The organism is Microbispora bryophytorum, assembly GCF_043197435.1.
GTDB lineage: Bacteria > Actinomycetota > Actinomycetes > Streptosporangiales > Streptosporangiaceae > Microbispora > Microbispora bryophytorum.
Genome location: NZ_JBICTF010000007.1, coordinates 28,174 through 43,977, shown reverse-complemented (window position 1 = coordinate 43,977; position 15,804 = coordinate 28,174). Strand labels below are relative to the sequence as shown.

The 15,804-nt window shown below is 70.8% G+C and carries 16 protein-coding genes; 6 read left to right on the top strand and 10 right to left on the bottom strand.

Annotated features, from left to right (window positions below):
* Positions 1 to 63 precede the first annotated feature (63 nt).
* The 3 genes from ACGFIB_RS24385 to ACGFIB_RS24375 form a co-directional block, all read right to left on the bottom strand.
* Positions 64 to 951, bottom strand: coding sequence for an N-acetylmuramoyl-L-alanine amidase (locus tag ACGFIB_RS24385; protein ID WP_357248722.1), 888 nt, complete (start codon positions 949 to 951; stop codon positions 64 to 66).
* A 66-nt stretch (positions 952 to 1,017) separates the two neighbouring features.
* The gene (locus ACGFIB_RS24380) at positions 1,018 to 1,284 is read right to left on the bottom strand and encodes a hypothetical protein (RefSeq protein WP_142574607.1); all 267 of its coding nucleotides are present in this window, start codon (positions 1,282 to 1,284) and stop codon (positions 1,018 to 1,020) included.
* A gap of 114 nt (positions 1,285 to 1,398) precedes the next feature.
* Positions 1,399 to 2,502 carry a LacI family DNA-binding transcriptional regulator gene (locus ACGFIB_RS24375; RefSeq protein ID WP_357248719.1) on the bottom strand — a complete coding sequence of 368 codons (1,104 nt, stop codon included), beginning with the start codon at positions 2,500 to 2,502 and terminating at the stop codon, positions 1,399 to 1,401.
* A 222-nt stretch (positions 2,503 to 2,724) separates the two neighbouring features.
* Between ACGFIB_RS24375 and ACGFIB_RS24370 the strand changes: the two genes are divergently transcribed.
* The gene (locus tag ACGFIB_RS24370; protein ID WP_393375141.1) at positions 2,725 to 3,447 is read left to right on the top strand and encodes a TetR/AcrR family transcriptional regulator; all 723 of its coding nucleotides are present in this window, start codon (positions 2,725 to 2,727) and stop codon (positions 3,445 to 3,447) included.
* Between the two features lie 199 nt (positions 3,448 to 3,646).
* On the opposite strand, the gene bldC is transcribed toward ACGFIB_RS24370, so the two are convergent.
* Together bldC and ACGFIB_RS24360 are read right to left on the bottom strand one after the other, a co-directional pair.
* Complete coding sequence (gene bldC / locus ACGFIB_RS24365) at positions 3,647 to 3,850, bottom strand: developmental transcriptional regulator BldC (RefSeq protein ID WP_013133571.1); 204 nt, start codon at positions 3,848 to 3,850, stop codon at positions 3,647 to 3,649.
* 522 nt (positions 3,851 to 4,372) lie between these two features.
* Positions 4,373 to 5,239, bottom strand: coding sequence for a hypothetical protein (locus tag ACGFIB_RS24360; RefSeq protein ID WP_142574609.1), 867 nt, complete (start codon positions 5,237 to 5,239; stop codon positions 4,373 to 4,375).
* Between the two features lie 135 nt (positions 5,240 to 5,374).
* Between ACGFIB_RS24360 and ACGFIB_RS24355 the strand changes: the two genes are divergently transcribed.
* Both ACGFIB_RS24355 and ACGFIB_RS24350 read left to right on the top strand, forming a co-directional pair.
* Positions 5,375 to 6,493, top strand: a complete 1,119-nt coding sequence (locus ACGFIB_RS24355; RefSeq protein WP_357265709.1) for a Leu/Phe/Val dehydrogenase — start codon at positions 5,375 to 5,377, stop codon at positions 6,491 to 6,493.
* Between the two features lie 151 nt (positions 6,494 to 6,644).
* Positions 6,645 to 6,875, top strand: a complete 231-nt coding sequence (locus tag ACGFIB_RS24350) for a DUF3073 domain-containing protein (protein ID WP_079315184.1) — start codon at positions 6,645 to 6,647, stop codon at positions 6,873 to 6,875.
* 353 nt (positions 6,876 to 7,228) lie between these two features.
* On the opposite strand, the gene purM is transcribed toward ACGFIB_RS24350, so the two are convergent.
* Positions 7,229 to 8,257 (bottom strand): phosphoribosylformylglycinamidine cyclo-ligase, encoded by a 1,029-nt coding sequence (purM, locus tag ACGFIB_RS24345; RefSeq protein WP_142574611.1) that lies wholly within the window; start codon positions 8,255 to 8,257, stop codon positions 7,229 to 7,231.
* Positions 8,254 to 9,690, bottom strand: a complete 1,437-nt coding sequence (gene purF, locus ACGFIB_RS24340; protein ID WP_191054079.1) for an amidophosphoribosyltransferase — start codon at positions 9,688 to 9,690, stop codon at positions 8,254 to 8,256. The genes purM and purF overlap by 4 nt, the downstream gene beginning before the upstream one ends.
* Before the next feature lie 183 nt (positions 9,691 to 9,873).
* Between purF and ACGFIB_RS24335 the strand changes: the two genes are divergently transcribed.
* Positions 9,874 to 10,461, top strand: a complete 588-nt coding sequence (locus ACGFIB_RS24335; protein ID WP_393375138.1) for a DUF4190 domain-containing protein — start codon at positions 9,874 to 9,876, stop codon at positions 10,459 to 10,461.
* A 13-nt stretch (positions 10,462 to 10,474) separates the two neighbouring features.
* Here the strand turns inward: ACGFIB_RS24335 and ACGFIB_RS24330 are convergent, their stop codons facing one another.
* Together ACGFIB_RS24330 and ACGFIB_RS24325 are read right to left on the bottom strand one after the other, a co-directional pair.
* On the bottom strand, positions 10,475 to 10,915 hold the full coding sequence (locus ACGFIB_RS24330; protein ID WP_393375136.1) for a sterol carrier family protein: 441 nt from the start codon (positions 10,913 to 10,915) through the stop codon (positions 10,475 to 10,477).
* 76 nt (positions 10,916 to 10,991) lie between these two features.
* Positions 10,992 to 12,422 (bottom strand): MFS transporter, encoded by a 1,431-nt coding sequence (locus tag ACGFIB_RS24325; RefSeq protein ID WP_393375133.1) that lies wholly within the window; start codon positions 12,420 to 12,422, stop codon positions 10,992 to 10,994.
* Positions 12,423 to 12,531: 109 nt separating this feature from the next.
* Between ACGFIB_RS24325 and ACGFIB_RS24320 the strand changes: the two genes are divergently transcribed.
* Both ACGFIB_RS24320 and ACGFIB_RS24315 read left to right on the top strand, forming a co-directional pair.
* Complete coding sequence (locus ACGFIB_RS24320; protein ID WP_393375130.1) at positions 12,532 to 13,197, top strand: TetR family transcriptional regulator; 666 nt, start codon at positions 12,532 to 12,534, stop codon at positions 13,195 to 13,197.
* A 215-nt stretch (positions 13,198 to 13,412) separates the two neighbouring features.
* On the top strand, positions 13,413 to 14,327 hold the full coding sequence (locus ACGFIB_RS24315; protein ID WP_357248705.1) for a collagen-like domain-containing protein: 915 nt from the start codon (positions 13,413 to 13,415) through the stop codon (positions 14,325 to 14,327).
* A 231-nt stretch (positions 14,328 to 14,558) separates the two neighbouring features.
* Here ACGFIB_RS24315 and ACGFIB_RS24310 read toward each other — a convergent pair whose 3' ends face one another.
* A complete protein-coding gene (locus tag ACGFIB_RS24310) occupies positions 14,559 to 15,725 on the bottom strand; it encodes a PucR family transcriptional regulator (RefSeq protein ID WP_393375128.1) in 1,167 nt (388 codons plus the stop codon).
* Between the last annotated feature and the right edge of the window lie 79 nt (positions 15,726 to 15,804).

Below are 15,804 nucleotides of genomic sequence, written 5' to 3'. Positions count from 1 at the left end.
ACCAAAGCCTCCTGAGAACCCGCTGCGAGCCGCCGAGAGCCGCTCAGGACCCCTGAGGCGCGGTCAGCGGGCCGAGGTGAGGTAGTTCTCCAGGCCCTTCGCCAGCGACCGCGCCATCTTCGCCCGGAACGCGGAGTCCTTGAACCTGGCGGCGTCCTTGGCGTTGCGCATGTTGCCGCACTCGATGAAGATCTTCGGCACCGTCGACAGGTTGAGCCCGCCGAGGTCGCTGCGGTAGTTCAGCGCCTGCTTGCCGATGTAGTTCGAGTACGGGAGGCCGGTGCCGCTGTGGAAGGCGTCCCGCACGTTCGCGCCGAGCCGCGCCGAGTCCTTCACGACCGGATCGACCGGCCCGCCGATCTTCTTCGGCATGATGATGTGGAACCCGCGGAGGTTGGCCGCCGCGCCGTCGCCGTGGACGGAGATCGCCGCGTCCGCCTTGGCCTTGTTTCCGACGGCGGCCCGCTGGTTGATGCAGGGCCCCCACTCGGTGCTGCGCGTCCGGGTGAGTTTGACCGTGGCCCCTTCGGCTTTCAGGAGCTTCGCGAGCCTGTTGGACACGTCCCAGGTGAAGGCCGCCTCGGTGTAGCCGTCGTTCGTCGACGTGCCGGTCGTGTCGCAGGCCTTCTTCTGGTTGGAGATGCCGACCAGCTGGTTGATCTCCTTGGTGTGGCGGAAGTTGCCGCCGTTGTGGCCCGGGTCGATCACCACGACCTTCCCGGCCAGCGGCAGGGCCTCCGTCTCGGAGGCGGCCGCCGTACGCGTGGTCGGGACGGCCGTCTCCGAGGGGGCCGTGCCCGCGGCCCCGTCCTGGGTCGCGGCCGGCCGGCCGAGCCGGGTCGCGGAGCCGGAGGCCGCGGCCTTCGAATCGGAGACCTCAGCGCCGCCGCAGGCGACGGCTCCGACCCCGCACAGGGCCAGGGCTGCGGCGGCGAGTGGTCGTCTGATCACGATCGAAATCCCTTCCCGGGGGTGTGGTCTCCCCAACCTAACCGGAACGGACTCGTGATCAGACCGTTATGCCGGAAACCTGCCCACCCACGCCGGCTCGGGGACCTCCTGCTGATGCAGGAGAGCGGCCAGCTCACGGGCGTCCTCGGCGTCGAGGCCCAGCACCACGCGGGGCCGTCCCCAGGGGTGGTCGATCGAGTGGGCGACGTAGCTCGCCACCGACTCGGCGACGTCCTCGCTGCCCAGCCCCCGGCTCTCCCTCCAGTGAGCCCAGGCCCGCTCCAGCTCGCCGGCGGCCCGCTGAGCGCAGGAGACCAACTCAGGATCACGCATGAATCCCCCCGATTCCCGGTCGCCGGCCCGCGGGCAGCCCTTCCGCGACCCGCCGGGGGCCGGCGCCACGGCTGAAGTCAACACCGGCCGCGAGGGGACACGTCGGTGATTGACCTAGCCTTGGCCGGCGCTTGGAGCGGGCCCGGTGCTGCGCCGTACGACGAGCTGCGGGCTGACCTGCCGCAGCCGGGCGGTCTTGCCCGGCTCGGTGATGCGGTCGCTCAGCAGCGCCGCCGCCGAGCGGCCCATAGCCCGCCGGGGCTGGTCCACGCTGGTCAGCGAGATGTGGGTGACGGCCGCGAGGTGGGTGTTGTCATATCCGACGACGGACAGGTCCTCGGGCACCCGCAGCCCCAGCTCGCTCGCCGCGGTCAGCGCCCCCATGGCCACGATGTCGTTCGCCGCGAAGATCGCCGTCGGCCGGGGGTCGCGCTTCAGCAGCGCCAGCGCCGCGCGCCGGCCGCCCTCCTCGCTGAAGTCGCCGTGCTCGACCATGATGTACGGTGCCAGCGCGTGGCGGCGCATGGCCACCAGGTAGCCCTCGCATCGGCAGCGGGCGGCCGACGACGGAGCGCCCTCGATGTGGGCGATGCGCCGGTGGCCCAGCTCCACGAGGTGGTCCACGGCGAAGCGGGCGCCGAGCTGGTCGTCGTCGACGACGATGTCCACGCCCTCGAGTTCGACGTCGCGCTCGCCGACCACCACGGTGGGCGTGTAGGCCGAGGCCTCGGCCAGCGTGTCGCTGGACGGCGCGACCCCGAGCAGGACCAGGCCGTCCACCCGCAGTTCGAGGAACGCCTCGACAGCCTCGTCCTCGAACGCCGGGTCCCAGCGGCCGCTGCCGATCAGCAGTCGCAGCCCGTCGCCGTGCAGGCTCTCCTGCAGGCCGTCGAGGAACTCGGCGTAGAAGGGGTTGTGCAGGTCGGCCACGAGCGCGCCCACCAGGTGGGTGCGCCCCTCGACCAGGCTTCGGGCGACCGCGTTCGGGCGGTAGCCGAGCTCGCGGGCGGCCTGGAGGACCGCCTCTCTGCGGTGCTCGCTCACGTGTGGAGAGCCTCGCAGCACGAGAGACACCAGCGACTTGGAGACTCCTGCCCGCTCGGCCACGTTGCGGATCGTCGGGCGTGGCCGCGGGCTGAACCCATCGGACAGTCCGCCGGTGGGGATCGCGACCCCGACGTCTTTCCGGGCAGTGGTCTGCATGGACGGTCCTGACATGGTTCTCCCCACGATGCGTGGACGTGCACCTGACACACCAAACGATCGAGTTGCCCTGAGGGTACGGGTTGATCGCGGTTAGACAGGATCCTTCCTCTAATCGGGCGTTGGGAAGGTTAGCCGCAGCACGGGTAGGACGGCGGAGCCGGGAGGGGGTTCCAGGGGGAACCCTTGATCTGGCCGATCCCCCTCTCCGGGGGCCGATTCGCTAGGGTGCGGGGTGTGAGTGCCACACGCCAGGCGGAAGACGGGGCACGTCCGGCGCGCCGCAGGCTCAGCGTGGACCGGCGGCGTGAAGAGCTCATCGCCGCCGCGCTCGAACTGTTCGGCAGGCACGACGCCGAAGACGTCTCGATCGACGACGTGGCGGCCTCCGCGGGCGCGTCGAGGGCGCTCGTGTACCACTACTTCGGCGGTAAGCAGGAGCTCTACGTGGCGGCTCTGCGCAGCGCGGCCGCCGAGCTGCGGGCGCGGTTACAGCCGCAGGGCGAGGGCGGGCCGCTGGAGCAGCTCAGTTCGGGCCTGACGCGTTACTTCGACTTCGTCGAGGAGCACGCGGCCGGCTACGCGGCGTTGCTGAGGGGAGGGCCGGCCAACCGCGCCGGAGAGATCGGCGAGATCGTCGACGAGGTGCGGCAGCGCATGCTGCGCATGGTCGTCCATCAGATGGGGGTCGACGCGCCCGGTCCGGCGTTGCGCGTCACGCTGAGGTCGTGGATCGCCTCGGTGGAGACGGCCGGCCTCGACTGGCTGGAGCACCGCGACATGGAGCGGGCCGAGCTGGAGCGCCTCCTGGTGGACCAGATGGTCGCGCTCCTGCGCGCGGCGAGCGGGCACGATCCCGGCATGCGGGTGCTGCTGGAGACCCTGCTGCCCATGCACGCGATACCTGAGAACGCGGCACCTATGAACGCGGCACCTGCGAACTGTGAGGCCGTTCCCTGAACCCCTCACCGCGCGTACGCGTGGGAGAGCGGGGGAACCACCGGGGGTGAACGGACCGTGTACGCGGGGAGGCGCCGGGCGGGCGGCGCCGACCCCAGATCCCCTCCCATGACCCGTAGTGGTCACGGGAGTGTGGTGGACGCGCTCACATCCCCGACGCGAGCGCGCCGTCGTTCCCCCGTGGCGTGACGGCCACGTCCTACTCGGACCGCTGCTGCGGAATCCCCGCGAGCAGTGCCCGGACCTCGGTCTCCCGATACCGCCGGTGACCGCCGAGGGTGCGGATGGACGTCAACTTGCCCGCCTTCGCCCACCGGGTGACGGTCTTGGGGTCGACGCGGAACATCGTGGCGACCTCCGCCGGGGTGAGCAGTGGCTCGGCCTCGGGTGTACGAGCTGACATTTGTGCGGCCTCTCCTCCGTGTGGACCGCCGGCAGCGATCCTGCGACTTGTCTGGCGCAAGTGCCCCTTCCCGCCAATCCCTGACCCGTCGCGTCGGCCGGAGCGGCGTCGTCCGCCTCGCCCGCGAGAACTTCTCGCAGGCGCGGACCTTCCGCGGGCCCGGAGTCGTCGCCGGCAGCACTGTGTCGGCTCCTCCTCCGCCTTGCGATGCACCACACTGGACACCGCTGCGTTCGGGCAAATCTTGTCGGTCGCGGCACTGTCACGGATGTCCTTCAATGATCCAAAAACGTGCGGTTTCTAAGACCATTTACGGCATCACCCGATGTGACCATACAGCCACGTAGTGCGATTGGCGAGCCCTCTGGGCACAACGTCTCGACCACGGGTTGATGTCACGCTCGGTGATTCTAGCGACACGTTTCGTGGTATCGCAGTGAAAACGGCAAACTACTCAGGTCGTAGATGTGAGATCGACTATGCCATGACCAGAATCGGCAGGTCAGAACACGTTGATGACTATCAGTTTGCCGATTCCAAAGCCCGGATCGACCTCCAGCGGAGGATCACCCGCTGATACATCGCGAAGGCAAGTTCTTCCTGACCGTTGTCCAAACCCGCGAGGGCGGTCGCCACCTCGGCGACGGACTGGTCGCCCTGAAGGGTCCGGTCGTCCATCAGGTGGACGAGGCCGCCGTAGTCGAGCTCCACCAGCGAGTGGGGATGGAACTCCTCCAGCCAGCGGCCCACCTCCTCGACCTCGGTGAGGGCCGCCACCTGCCCGACGTGCCTGCGGATCACCACCAGCGCCCGGGCCACCCGGCGCCGGGCCTGCGCCATCGAGGTGACGTACAGCATGTTCCTGGGCGGCGCGGCGGTGGTCTGCGCGCCCGCCTCGGCCGGCTGCTCCGAGCCCAGCACGAGCCAGCGCTCGGCCGAGTCGAACGGCACGAACCACGCGATCGGCACATGCCACGTGCTCGCGCGGATGTGCGTACGCAGGGACTGCTCTCCCCGCTTGAACCGGTCGAAGTCGTCGGCGGTCTGCTCCGCGATGGCCTGGGGCACGAAGCGGGAGGCGAGCTTGACCGGGACGCTTCCCCGGAACGACGCGAACGCCAGCCACGACCGCAGCCTGCTCTGCCAGGGGCAGACGTACAGCGTCTCCTCCACCCGGCGCAGATACGCGTTGGGGCTCTCCCGCTCGGGCGCCGGGAGCGGCGGGACCGGCAGCAGGCGGCGGACCGCCTCGCCGTGTTCGACCTCCAGCGCACCCGCCCGGCGAGGCCGGTCGCGCGACTCGGCGTACCGGGCCCACCGAGCCTGATCCCGCGGGGCGAAAGCGGTCAGCGGCTCGTACACACGGAGATAGGCGGCGTAGGGGAGCACACCAGAATCGTGCCACGTGGCCGAGCGTCTGTGCAGCACCGTCTCGGGCTTTCATGATCGTTTTGTTGGGGGTGTCGGATAAGCTGAAGGCCGATCGCCGCAACGAGGCGGCGTACACGATCAGGAGTCACTACCGTGACCGACGTTTTCGGGCTGTCCCACAAGGATCCCAGCTCCGGCGGCGACGCGAACCCCGCCCAGCCGGTGCGACACGAACAGGTCGTCTTCTGCTCCGACGAGCGCAGCGGCCTGTACGCGATCATCGCGATTTACAGCACCGCCCTCGGACCGGGGCTCGGCGGCACCCGGTTCTATCCCTACGAGAGCGAGCAGGCCGCGCTCGCCGACGTGCTCAACCTCTCCCGGGCCATGGCGTACAAGAACGCGCTGGCCGGCCTCGACCTCGGCGGCGCCAAGGCCGTCATCATCGGCGACCCCTCGGCCGACAAGAGCGAGGCCCTGCTGCGGGCCTACGGCAGGTTCGTCCAGTCGCTCGGCGGCCGCTACTACACGGCCTGCGACGTGGGCACCTACAGCGAGGACATGGACGTCGTGGCGCGGGAGTGTTCCTACGTCACCGGCCGCACCCAGGCGCACGGCGGCGCCGGTGACTCCTCCATTCTCACCGCCTTCGGCGTGTTCCAGGGCATGCGGGCCGCCGCCGACCACGCGTACGGCGCGTCCTCCCTGCGCGGCAGGCGAGTCGGCGTCGAGGGGGTCGGCAAGGTCGGCCACCGCCTGGTCGACCACCTGATCGAGGACGGGGCCGAGGTCGTGGTCTGCGACGTCGACGAGCAGGCCGTCGCGCGAGTGCGGCAGCGCCACCCCGCCGTCGAGACCGTGTCCGACGCCGCCGCGCTCGCGGCCTCCGACATCGACGTGTACGCGCCCTGCGCCCTCGGCGGCGCGCTGGACGACGAGACCGTCCCCCGGCTCAAGGCGAAGATCGTCTGTGGCGGGGCCAACAACCAGCTCGCCCATCCCGGTGTCGAGAAGCAACTCGCCGAGCGGGGTGTGCTGTACGCCCCGGACTACGTGGTGAACTCCGGGGGAGTGATCCAGGTGGCCGACGAGATCGAGGGCTTCGACATGGGCCGGGCCCGCGCCCGGGCGGCGAAGATCTTCGACACGACCTTGAGAATCTTCCGCTCGGCCGAGGAGGAAGGCGTCCCTCCCGCCGTCGCAGCGGATAGGCTGGCAGAGCGGAGAATGTCAGAAATCGGTCGGCTAAGGGGTATTTGGCTCCGGCGCTGACCGCCGCCGCTCGTACGACGTACCGAGCGGCGCACAAACCAGGTACGGTAATAGGCGAACGAGAGACTGACGCCTGAAGTCAGGTGGCGTCGGTGCGCGGTGCGTTAGTGACGAGGGGTCGGGCACGGCCCCGCATGAGGGGGTCGAGCCAATGGGGCGCGGCCGAGCCAAGGCCAAGCAGGTCAAGGTCGCCCGTCAGCTGAAGTACAACAGCGGCGGTACGGATCTTGAGCGCCTGCGCGCGGAGCTCGGAGTCGTGGACGCCGACGATTCCGGCCACAGTGACGAGCATGACCCTTACGACGAGTTGGCTGATCGCTACGCCGATTACGCGGCCGTCGACGACGACGACGGCGACGATGATCGCCGTGGGCGGCGTTGACCCGGTTCTGATCGCCAGTTGAGTGACCCGGCGGGGACCTTCCCGCCGGGTTCTCTCACTGTCCGCGAGTCGCTCTCCCGTCAGCCCCCCACCCCAGCTACGGGGACGGGTGCGGGGCGAGATTCTGGTGACGCGTTCCGGTGACGCGGTGTTGTGATGCCAGGGCGTTGCGGTCGGCCCCATATGTGGCCGGACACGGTCACGGCCGGTCGGTGTGATCGGCGTATCTCCTCGGCGCATCTCCTCAGTGCCGAGTCGCCGCCGGGCCGTCGTGCTCGGCTTCGCGGCGGCGAACACGGGAGAGTCCGTCGTGGCCGCCCGGGCCGGCTGTCACCGGCCGGACGGCCCGGATGTCACTGACGGAAACGGGCCCGTCCCTCGCCCGCGACGACCTCACCCAGCACCCAGGCGGGCAGACCCCGGCCGGTCAGCAGAGCGAGCGCCTTGTCGGCCTCCGCCGCCGGGACGATCGCGCACATGCCCACGCCGAGGTTGAACGTCTTGTCCATCTCCTCCTGGGGCACGCCGCCGCGCCCGGCCAGCACGTCGAAGATCGCGGGCGGGGTCCAGGAGTTCCGGTCGAGAAGGGCGTCCACCGTGCCGGGCAGTGACCTGGACAGGTTCGCCGCCAGCCCGCCGCCGGTGATGTGGGACAGGGCGTGCACCTCGGTCTCCCGGATGAGCGCCAGGCAGTCGAGCGAATAGATGCGGGTGGGCTCCAGCAGCTCCTCACCGAGCGTGCGGCCCAGCTCGGGCAGGTCCTGCTCCAGGCCCAGCCCGGCGGTCCTGATCACGTGCCTGACCAGCGAGTAGCCGTTGGAGTGGACGCCGCTGGAGGCCAGCCCGAGCACGACGTCACCCGGCACGACCCGGTCGGGCCCGAGCATCTCGTCCGCCTCGACGACCCCGGTGCCGGCGCCGGCCAGGTCGTACTCGTCGGGGCCCATCGCGCCGGGGTGCTCGGCGGTCTCCCCGCCGACCAGCGCGCAGCCCGCGAGCCGGCATCCCTCGGCCACGCCGCCCACGATGTCGGCGATCCGCTCGGGGACGACCTTGCCGCACGCGATGTAGTCGGTCATGAACAGCGGCTCGGCCCCGCAGACCACGAGGTCGTCCACGACCATGCCGACGAGGTCGATGCCGATCGTGTCGTGCTTGCCGAGCCGCTGGGCCAGCATGACCTTGGTGCCCACGCCGTCGGTGGACGTGGCCAGCAGCGGCCTGCGGTAGCGCAGGAACGCCGAGGCGTCGAAGAGGCCGGCGAAGCCGCTGGCGTCGTCCACGACCTCGGGACGCCGCGAGCGCGCCACCCGCGACTTCATCAGCTCGACCGCGCGGTCGCCGGCCTCGATGTCGACGCCGGCGGCGGCGTAGCTGGTCATCGCTGAGCCTCCAGCACGAACTTGCCCACCCGGTCGTCCTCGATCGGGATGGGGTACTCACCGGTGAAGCACGCGCGGCAGAGCCGGTCGGCCGGCAGCGTCGTCGCCCGGGTGAGCCCCTCCAGGGAGATGTACCCGAGGGAGTCGGCGCCCAGCGAGGAGCGGATCTCCTCGACCGACAGCGACCCGGCGATCAGCTCCGCGCGGGTGGCGAAGTCGATGCCGTAGAAGCACGGCCAGGAGACCGGGGGCGAGGAGATCCGCACGTGGACCTCGCTGGCCCCGGCCTCGCGCAGCATCTTCACGATGGCCCGCTGGGTGTTGCCGCGGACGATCGAGTCGTCCACGACCACCAGGCGCTTGCCCTCGATGACCTCGCGCAGCGGGTTGAGCTTGAGGCGGATGCCGAGCTGGCGGATGGTCTGCGACGGCTGGATGAACGTCCGGCCGACGTAGGAGTTCTTCACCAGGCCCTGGCCGTACGGGATGCCGCTCTGCTCGGCGTAGCCGATGGCGGCGGGGGTGCCGGACTCGGGCGTGGGGATCACGAGGTCGGCGTTCACCGGGTGTTCGCGGGCCAGCACGCGGCCGACCTCGACCCGGGTGGACTGCACGCCGCGCCCGGCGATGGTGGTGTCGGGGCGGGCGAGGTAGACGTACTCGAACAGGCAGCCCTTGGGCTCGGCCGACGCGAAGCGCCGCGAGCGGACCCCGCGCTCGTCGATGGTCAGCAGTTCGCCGGGCTCGATCTCGCGGATGAACGACGCGCCGACGATGTCGAGGGCGGCGGTCTCGGACGCGACCACCCAGCCGCGCTCCAACCGGCCCAGCACGAGCGGGCGGATGCCCTGCGGGTCGCGGGCGGCGAACAGCGTCGTCTCGTTCATCCAGACGAGCGAGTAGGCGCCCTTGACCTCCGGGAGCAGCTCGGCCGCCACATCCTCGACCGGGCGCGAGGAGTCCTGCGCCAGGAGAGCGGTGAGGACCTCGGTGTCGGTCGTCGCCCGGGTGGAGCCCGGCGGGAGCCGTTCGGCGAGGTAGGCGGTGTTGATCAGGTTGCCGTTGTGAACGAGCGCCAGCCCCTTGCCATCGCTGGAGTTCAGCGTGGGCTGCGCGTTCTCCCAGACGCTCGATCCGGTAGTCGAGTAACGGCAGTGTCCGATGGACAGATGTCCCCGAAGGGTGCCCAGGATCGACTCGTCGAAGACCTGGGCCACCAGGCCCATGTCCTTGTAGACGAGGATGCGGTTGCCTTCGCTGACCGCGATGCCCGCAGACTCCTGCCCGCGGTGCTGCAGCGCGTAGAGGCCGTAGTAGGTGAGTTTGGACACGTCCTCCCCGGGGGCCCATACACCGAAGACGCCACAGGCGTCCTTCGGAGCACGGTCCTGGGGGTCGAGGTCATGGCCCAGCCGGCCGTCGCCCTTCAACACGTAGTCGAGTCTATTTGGGCGTTGGCGCTGCTCAAACCCGGGCATGCCCGTCCGGCGCCGTAAGCATCACCCGCCCTTTGCCGTGTCGGCCCTGCTCACACGCGGATTTCGGGGCAGCCTGGGCTTTCGGGCAGGCCCTGAGAATCGGATATGGCCCACAAGCCGGTACGGGGAGGGATGATCGTGGCGACACCCGACGACCCCGGGCGCCCGCGGGAGCCGTACGGGCCGGGGACCCCGGAGGAACGGGAGCCGTCGGCGGAAGGACCCGCAGGCCCGCCCTCCGGCCAGCCGTCCTACGGAGGCCCGCCCTCGCCCTACGGACAGCCGCCCCCCTACGGCCAGCCTCCTTACGGACAGCCTCCTTACGGGCAGCCGTCCTATGGGGGGCCGCTGCCACCGCCGCCGGGGCCCGGCGGACCTCCCGGTGGCCCCTGGGGGCCGCAGCCGGGTGGCGGGCTCGGGACGGCCGCGCTGGTGCTCGGGATCTGCTCGATCGTCCTGCTGCTGGTCTGCGGCGTCGGCACGCTCGTGGCGATCGTCGGGCTCGTCCTCGGCATCGTGGCGATCGCCAGGAACTCCAACCGGGGCCGGGCGGTCGGAGGGGTGGTGCTGAGCACGCTGACCCTGCTGATCGGCCTGATCGTGGGTGTGGCGCTCTACAACTGGTTCACGACCAGTAACGTCGGCGAGTGCTTCGACCGCCGGGTCTACCCCACCCAGGAGGATGCGCAGCGCTGCGTGCAGGACAAGATCTCCGAGTTCCAGTGACCCTTGGCCGGGTTCACCAGAGGGGGAGCAGCGCGGACAGGTCGGCCCGGGCGCCGCTGGCCGCGATCTTCCCGGCGGCGGTGGCGTCGGCCCACGACAGCCGGCCGGTGGCCAGTTCGAGCCAGGTGCGGGGGTCGGTCTCGATGACGTTGGGCGGGGTGCCCCGCGTGTGCCGGGGCCCCTCCACGCACTGCACCGCCGCGTGCGGGGGGACCCGCACCTCCACCGACCGTCCCGGCGCCCGCGCGGCCAGGTCCTCCAGCAGGTGCCGTACGGCGGCGCGGGCGGCGGTTCTCACCGGTGTGAGCCTGGCCTCGTAGGCGTCGAGCACGGCCAGCACGCACGCGTTGCCGGCTGCGCTCTCGGGACCGTCGAACGGTGGCCGCCCGAGATCGGCGAGCTGGGCGTCGAGCGCCTCTCTGATCTTCCCTGGGTCGAGTCTGCGTGCCGGCACCGGCTCATTGTCCCCGATCCCGCGCCGGAGCCGGAGTCGATCGTTTCGCGCTCTGGCGGGCGCCCGCACTCCGGAGTCAGGCGACCGGCTCGGCCACGGCGGGTTCGCTGGGCTCGGCCGAGGCGGAGGCGGAGGCGGCCTGGGTGCGGCGCAGGGAGTAGACGCTGACCGGAACGCCGACCAGCACGATCGCGGCCGCGATCAGCAGCGTGAACCGGTACGCCTCCAGGAACGCGTGCAGCGGAGCGCCGCCGATCGCGCTCTGCCGGGCGCTGAGGATCGCGCCGAGGATCGTGATGCCGAGCAGGCCGAAGACCTCGCGGGAGACGTTGAGCACGCCCGAGGCCACGCCCGCCCTCGCGGGGGGCATCGCGTTCAGCACCACGTTGGTCAGCGGGACGAGCAGGCCGGCGCCCGCGCCGTACAGCAGGAACCAGGGGAGCAGGTCGCCGTAGTGCGAGCCCTCACCCGCGCTCGACAGCCCGCCGATGGCCACCGCCATCAGGCCGAGACCGACGGCGACCGTGCCCGCGCTGCCGAAACGCTCGGCGATCCGCGGCGAGACGCTCGCGAGCACCGCCATGAGCAGCGCCATGGGCACGAAGCCCGCGCCCGCCGCCGTGGGGGAGAACCCGAGCGCGCTCTGCAGGTAGAGCGCGGTGAAGAAGTAAATGCCGAACACGCCGAACGACCACAGGCCCATCGACAGCAGGCCGCCGCTGAAGACCCGCTCGCGGAACAGGCTGAGGTCGATCATCGGCTGCGCCGTACGGGACTCGACGACCAGGAACGTGACGGCGGCCACGGCGAAGACCGCGAACGCCCCGAGGATCGGGGCCGAGGTCCACCCACGCGACTCGCCCTCGATGAGCGCGTAGGTGAGGGCGAACAGCGCCACGGCGGAGGCGGCCAGGCCCGGCAGGTCGAGGGTCGCACGCCCGGACGAGGCCCGCTCGACCTTGATCGAACGCAGGCCGATCACGGCCGCGACCACGCCGATCGGCAGGTTGATCAGGAAGATCCAGCCCCAGTCGGCGTTCTCGCTGAGAAACCCGCCGGTGAGCGGGCCGATCGCGAGGGCCAGGGCGCCGACCGCGCTCCAGATGCCGACGGCCGTCGCCCGCTCGCGCGGATTGGGGAAGATCCGCGGCAGCAGGGCCAGCGTCGACGGCGTCACCATCGCTGCGCCGAGCCCCTGCACCGCCCGTGCCGCGATCAGCGTCTCCTGGCTCCCGGAGAGGCCCGCCGCGACCGACGCGAGCGTGAAGACCGCCAGGCCGCCGAAGAAGGCCGTCCTGGGGCCGAAGACGTCCGCCAGGCGTCCGCCGGCGAGCAGCAGGCCCGCGAACACCAGGATGTACGCGCTCACGATCCACTCCAGGCCGGAGATCGTCAGCGCCAGGTCCCGCTGGATCGTCGGCAGGGCCACGTTGACCACGTTGTTGTCCAAATAGGTCATGAAGGTCGCGAGGGACACCGCGACGAGCGCCCACCACCGTCCGGACATGTGTCCTCCTCTTGTACGAGGTACATGTACGGCGTACATGTACGGTGCATAGGAGACCTTGTACGGCGTATAGTTGTCAAGTGCCGAGGAGGTAGGGAGGCTGCGGACCATGGCGAACGCGGAGCGGCTGAGCCGCCTGAGTCTGGTCGAGAAGGCCGTCGAGCTGGCCGACGCCGAGAGCCTGGAGTCGGTCACGGTGCGACGGCTTGCCCAGGAGCTCGGGGTGACCCCGATGGCTCTCTACTGGCACGTCAAGAGCAAGGACCAGTTGCTCGTGTGCGTCGCCGACCACCTGCTGGCCGAGGTCACCGCCGAGTTCGATCCGGTCGCGCCGTGGAACGCACGGCTGCGGGTGATGGTGGAGGCGCTGATCGGGGTGATGCGGCGGCACCGGTACATGCCGGGGCTGGTCGCGATGGTCGAGAAGCAGGAGCTCCCGAGCTTCAGCCGCGCGACCGACACCGCGCTCGACCTGCTCTCCCAGGCGGGTTTCACGCTGCGCGAGGGCTACGCCGTCTCCACCTATCTGCTGCACGGCGCGATGGCCCTGGTCGACAACGAGCCCGGCTGCCCCGGCGCGTTCACCGCCGCGGAGGCGACCGAGTTGCGCCGGCAGAAGCGGCTGGCCCTGGAACGGCTCCCCGCCGACGAGTTCCCCCGCATCGTCGAGTACGCCAAGACGATGGAGGATGAGCCCGACCTCGACGCCTACTACGCGTTCGGCCTGGATCTCCTGATGTCCGGCGTCGAGGCCACGGCCGCGAAGAGGAAGTAGAGCCCGGCGAGCAGGATCAGTGACGAGCGCGCCCCCGCCGGCGGCCGAATCGACCGGCAACCCATTGGAACGTTCTTGACCGCCCGGGCTTACCGATAGCGGAGATGCGCATACGTGATGTGCGGCATGACAACCTACGTATCCCTTGAAGCGTGAATCACGTGCGTAACTTCGGTATTCCGCGCACTCTGTGTGCCTGAGACAAGGGAAGTCCCGTGGCTATCAAGTTGCCGGGCGGACGCACCATCGGCCTGATGACGGCTGGTGCTCTGGCTGGATCGGTCCTGGTTCTGGGTGGCGCGGCCACCGCTTCGTCGGCGAGTGACGCCGCCTTCTACGCGTGTGTGAACAAGAGCACGCGGTATATGCGCCTGGTCAACGCCACGACGAGGTGTAAGGCGACCGAGACGAAGGTGTCGTGGAACAAGACCGGTCCGCAGGGTCCGGTGGGTATCGGCGGCACCGGCGCGAAGGGTGACACCGGGGAGCAGGGCCCGCGCGGTCTGCGCGGTCCTCAGGGTCTGCGGGGTCCGCAGGGCCTGCGCGGCCCGGCCGGTCCGCAGGGCCTCAAGGGCGAGCCCGGCGCCCCGGGCAAGGACGGCGCCCCCGGCAAGGACGGCGCCCCGGGCAAGGACGGCAAGGACGGCGACCGCGGCCCCGCCGGTCCGCAGGGCGAGCGCGGCCCCGCGGGTCCCCAGGGCGCGAAGGGCGACCGCGGTCTCACCGGCCCCGAGGGCGACCGCGGCCCCGCCGGCCCGGCGGGCGCGAAGGGCGACCGTGGCCTCAACGGCGACGACGGCAAGAGCGCCTGCGACATCTGGAAGGGGCACGCCTGCAGTTCCAAGGACGAGGCCGACTTCCTCAAGTGGCTCAAGGGCCAGGGCGGCAGCGGAGGCGACGCGCTCGCCCTGAGCACGCGGACGTCGAGCCAGACCATCTCCGGAAACAGCGCGACCGCCTCCTGCGCGGCCGACGAGCGGGTCACCGGCGGCGGCTTCAAGACCAGCTCGAGCAGGACCGTCACGGGCAGCTACATGAGCGGCAACGGCTGGACCGTCGAGCTGACGGGCAACGGCGGCGGGAACGGCAGCAACGGCCTCGTCTACGCCGTCTGCGCGAAGATCTCGTAAGCCTGATCTCGTAAGTTCGCCGGAGCCTGGTGGAGTCCGGGAGCGTGGTGGAGTCCGTGGGGGCTCCACCAGACGCGCCCTCCCCTGCTTGCCGTACGCGATGAGGCGTTGGCGTGCGGCACGGCGAAGGCCCTTCCGGAGGGGTTACCGGAAGGGCCTTCGTTCCGGCGGTTCTCGGTCAGGATCGACCCTCCGAATGCGGACCTTGCTGACCTTGGTGCCCGGGCCACTTCACGTGCTTTCGGCCTCGGCGGGCAGGGGGGAGGGGCGGTAGCGGCCGGAGAGGCGGGCGAGCTTGAGACTGAGATGCAGGCTCAGCCGCTCCTCGCCGTCCCTGAGGTCGGTCTCCGCCAGCTCCTCGACCCGGCGGAGGCGATAGTAGAGCGACGTACGGTGCAGGCGCAGGCGGCGGGAGACGGCCTGGGCGTTGCCGGCGAGGTCGAGGTAGATCTCCAGGGTCTCCAGCAGCGGCTGGTGCTGGGCCTCGTCCAGCAGCCGTGCCAGCCCCGGATGGAGGTTGCCGTGCGGCACTCCGGACAGCATGCGATAGGCGCCGAGGCGGCTCCACTCCGCCGAGCGCCCGAACTCCGGCACCTTCGCGATGACCTCGGCGGCGTGCAGCGCCTCCTCGTAGGACTCGGCCGTGCGGGAGAGCGAGGGGCGCGGCGAGCCGATCCCGACCAGGACCGGCGTCCCGAGGGCCGCGTGCATCTCCTCGGGAAAGGCGCGGGTGCCCGCGGTGAGCAGCACGGCGTGGTCGTAGCGCACCAGGTGCAGGGGATGGTGCCTGGCCAGGCGCCGCCGCAGGGCCAGCAGCCCGCGCTCCATCGTCAACCGCAGGGTCTCGTCGGACCCGCCGCCGACCGGCCTGGCGACCGCCACGGTCACGGGCGCGCCGTCAGGGAACGCGCCCGCCTCGATCAGGGTCCTGTCGGCGTCGGGCTCGCGGAGCAGCAGTCCGGTGACGGCCTCCAGCTCGCGGCGCGAGGCGAGCTCGGAGGCCAGACTCTCGTGGAAGAGGGTCAGGGCGAGGGTGGGCGCGGCCTCCGCCGCGGCCGCGATCTCCGGCTCGGTCATGGCCGGAGCCGTGTCGATGAACCACAGGAAGCCGAGCGGCAGGCCGTCGTGCCGTACGGGGACGCAGATCCGCGGCAGCAGCCCCAGCTCCGGGGCGCCGGGCGTGCGCAGCGGCTCGGTCGCCTCGTGGATGCCCGCGGCGCGCAGGAAGTCGCGCACGTCGGGGGTGGTGTGGCGGCGCAGGATCGAGTGGCGGCGGACGTCGTCCATCGGCCCGTCCTGCTCGCTGTAGGCGACGACGCGCTGGCGGCCGTCCTCAAGCAGGAGGGGTCTTTCGAGACGAAGGGCGAGGTCGTCCACGATGCGCTGCAAATCCACCACTCGCCCTCCACCTGGACGCTTCGACACCTGTAGGAGACGGGCCCGTCAGTCTTCCCTACAAGTGACCGATGATCTCCCT

What these genes read in the sequence shown, in the direction of transcription:
- ACGFIB_RS24320 (WP_393375130.1), top strand. Translation starts at nt 12,532, where the DNA reads ATGGCGAACGCGGAGCGGCTGAGCCGCCTGAGTCTGGTCGAGAAGGCC.
- ACGFIB_RS24325 (WP_393375133.1), bottom strand. Translation starts at nt 12,422, where the DNA reads ATGTCCGGACGGTGGTGGGCGCTCGTCGCGGTGTCCCTCGCGACCTTC.
- ACGFIB_RS24375 (WP_357248719.1), bottom strand. Translation starts at nt 2,502, where the DNA reads ATGTCAGGACCGTCCATGCAGACCACTGCCCGGAAAGACGTCGGGGTC.
- purM (WP_142574611.1), bottom strand. Translation starts at nt 8,257, where the DNA reads ATGACCAGCTACGCCGCCGCCGGCGTCGACATCGAGGCCGGCGACCGC.
- ACGFIB_RS24380 (WP_142574607.1), bottom strand. Translation starts at nt 1,284, where the DNA reads ATGCGTGATCCTGAGTTGGTCTCCTGCGCTCAGCGGGCCGCCGGCGAG.
- bldC (WP_013133571.1), bottom strand. Translation starts at nt 3,850, where the DNA reads ATGTCAGCTCGTACACCCGAGGCCGAGCCACTGCTCACCCCGGCGGAG.
- ACGFIB_RS24350 (WP_079315184.1), top strand. Translation starts at nt 6,645, where the DNA reads ATGGGGCGCGGCCGAGCCAAGGCCAAGCAGGTCAAGGTCGCCCGTCAG.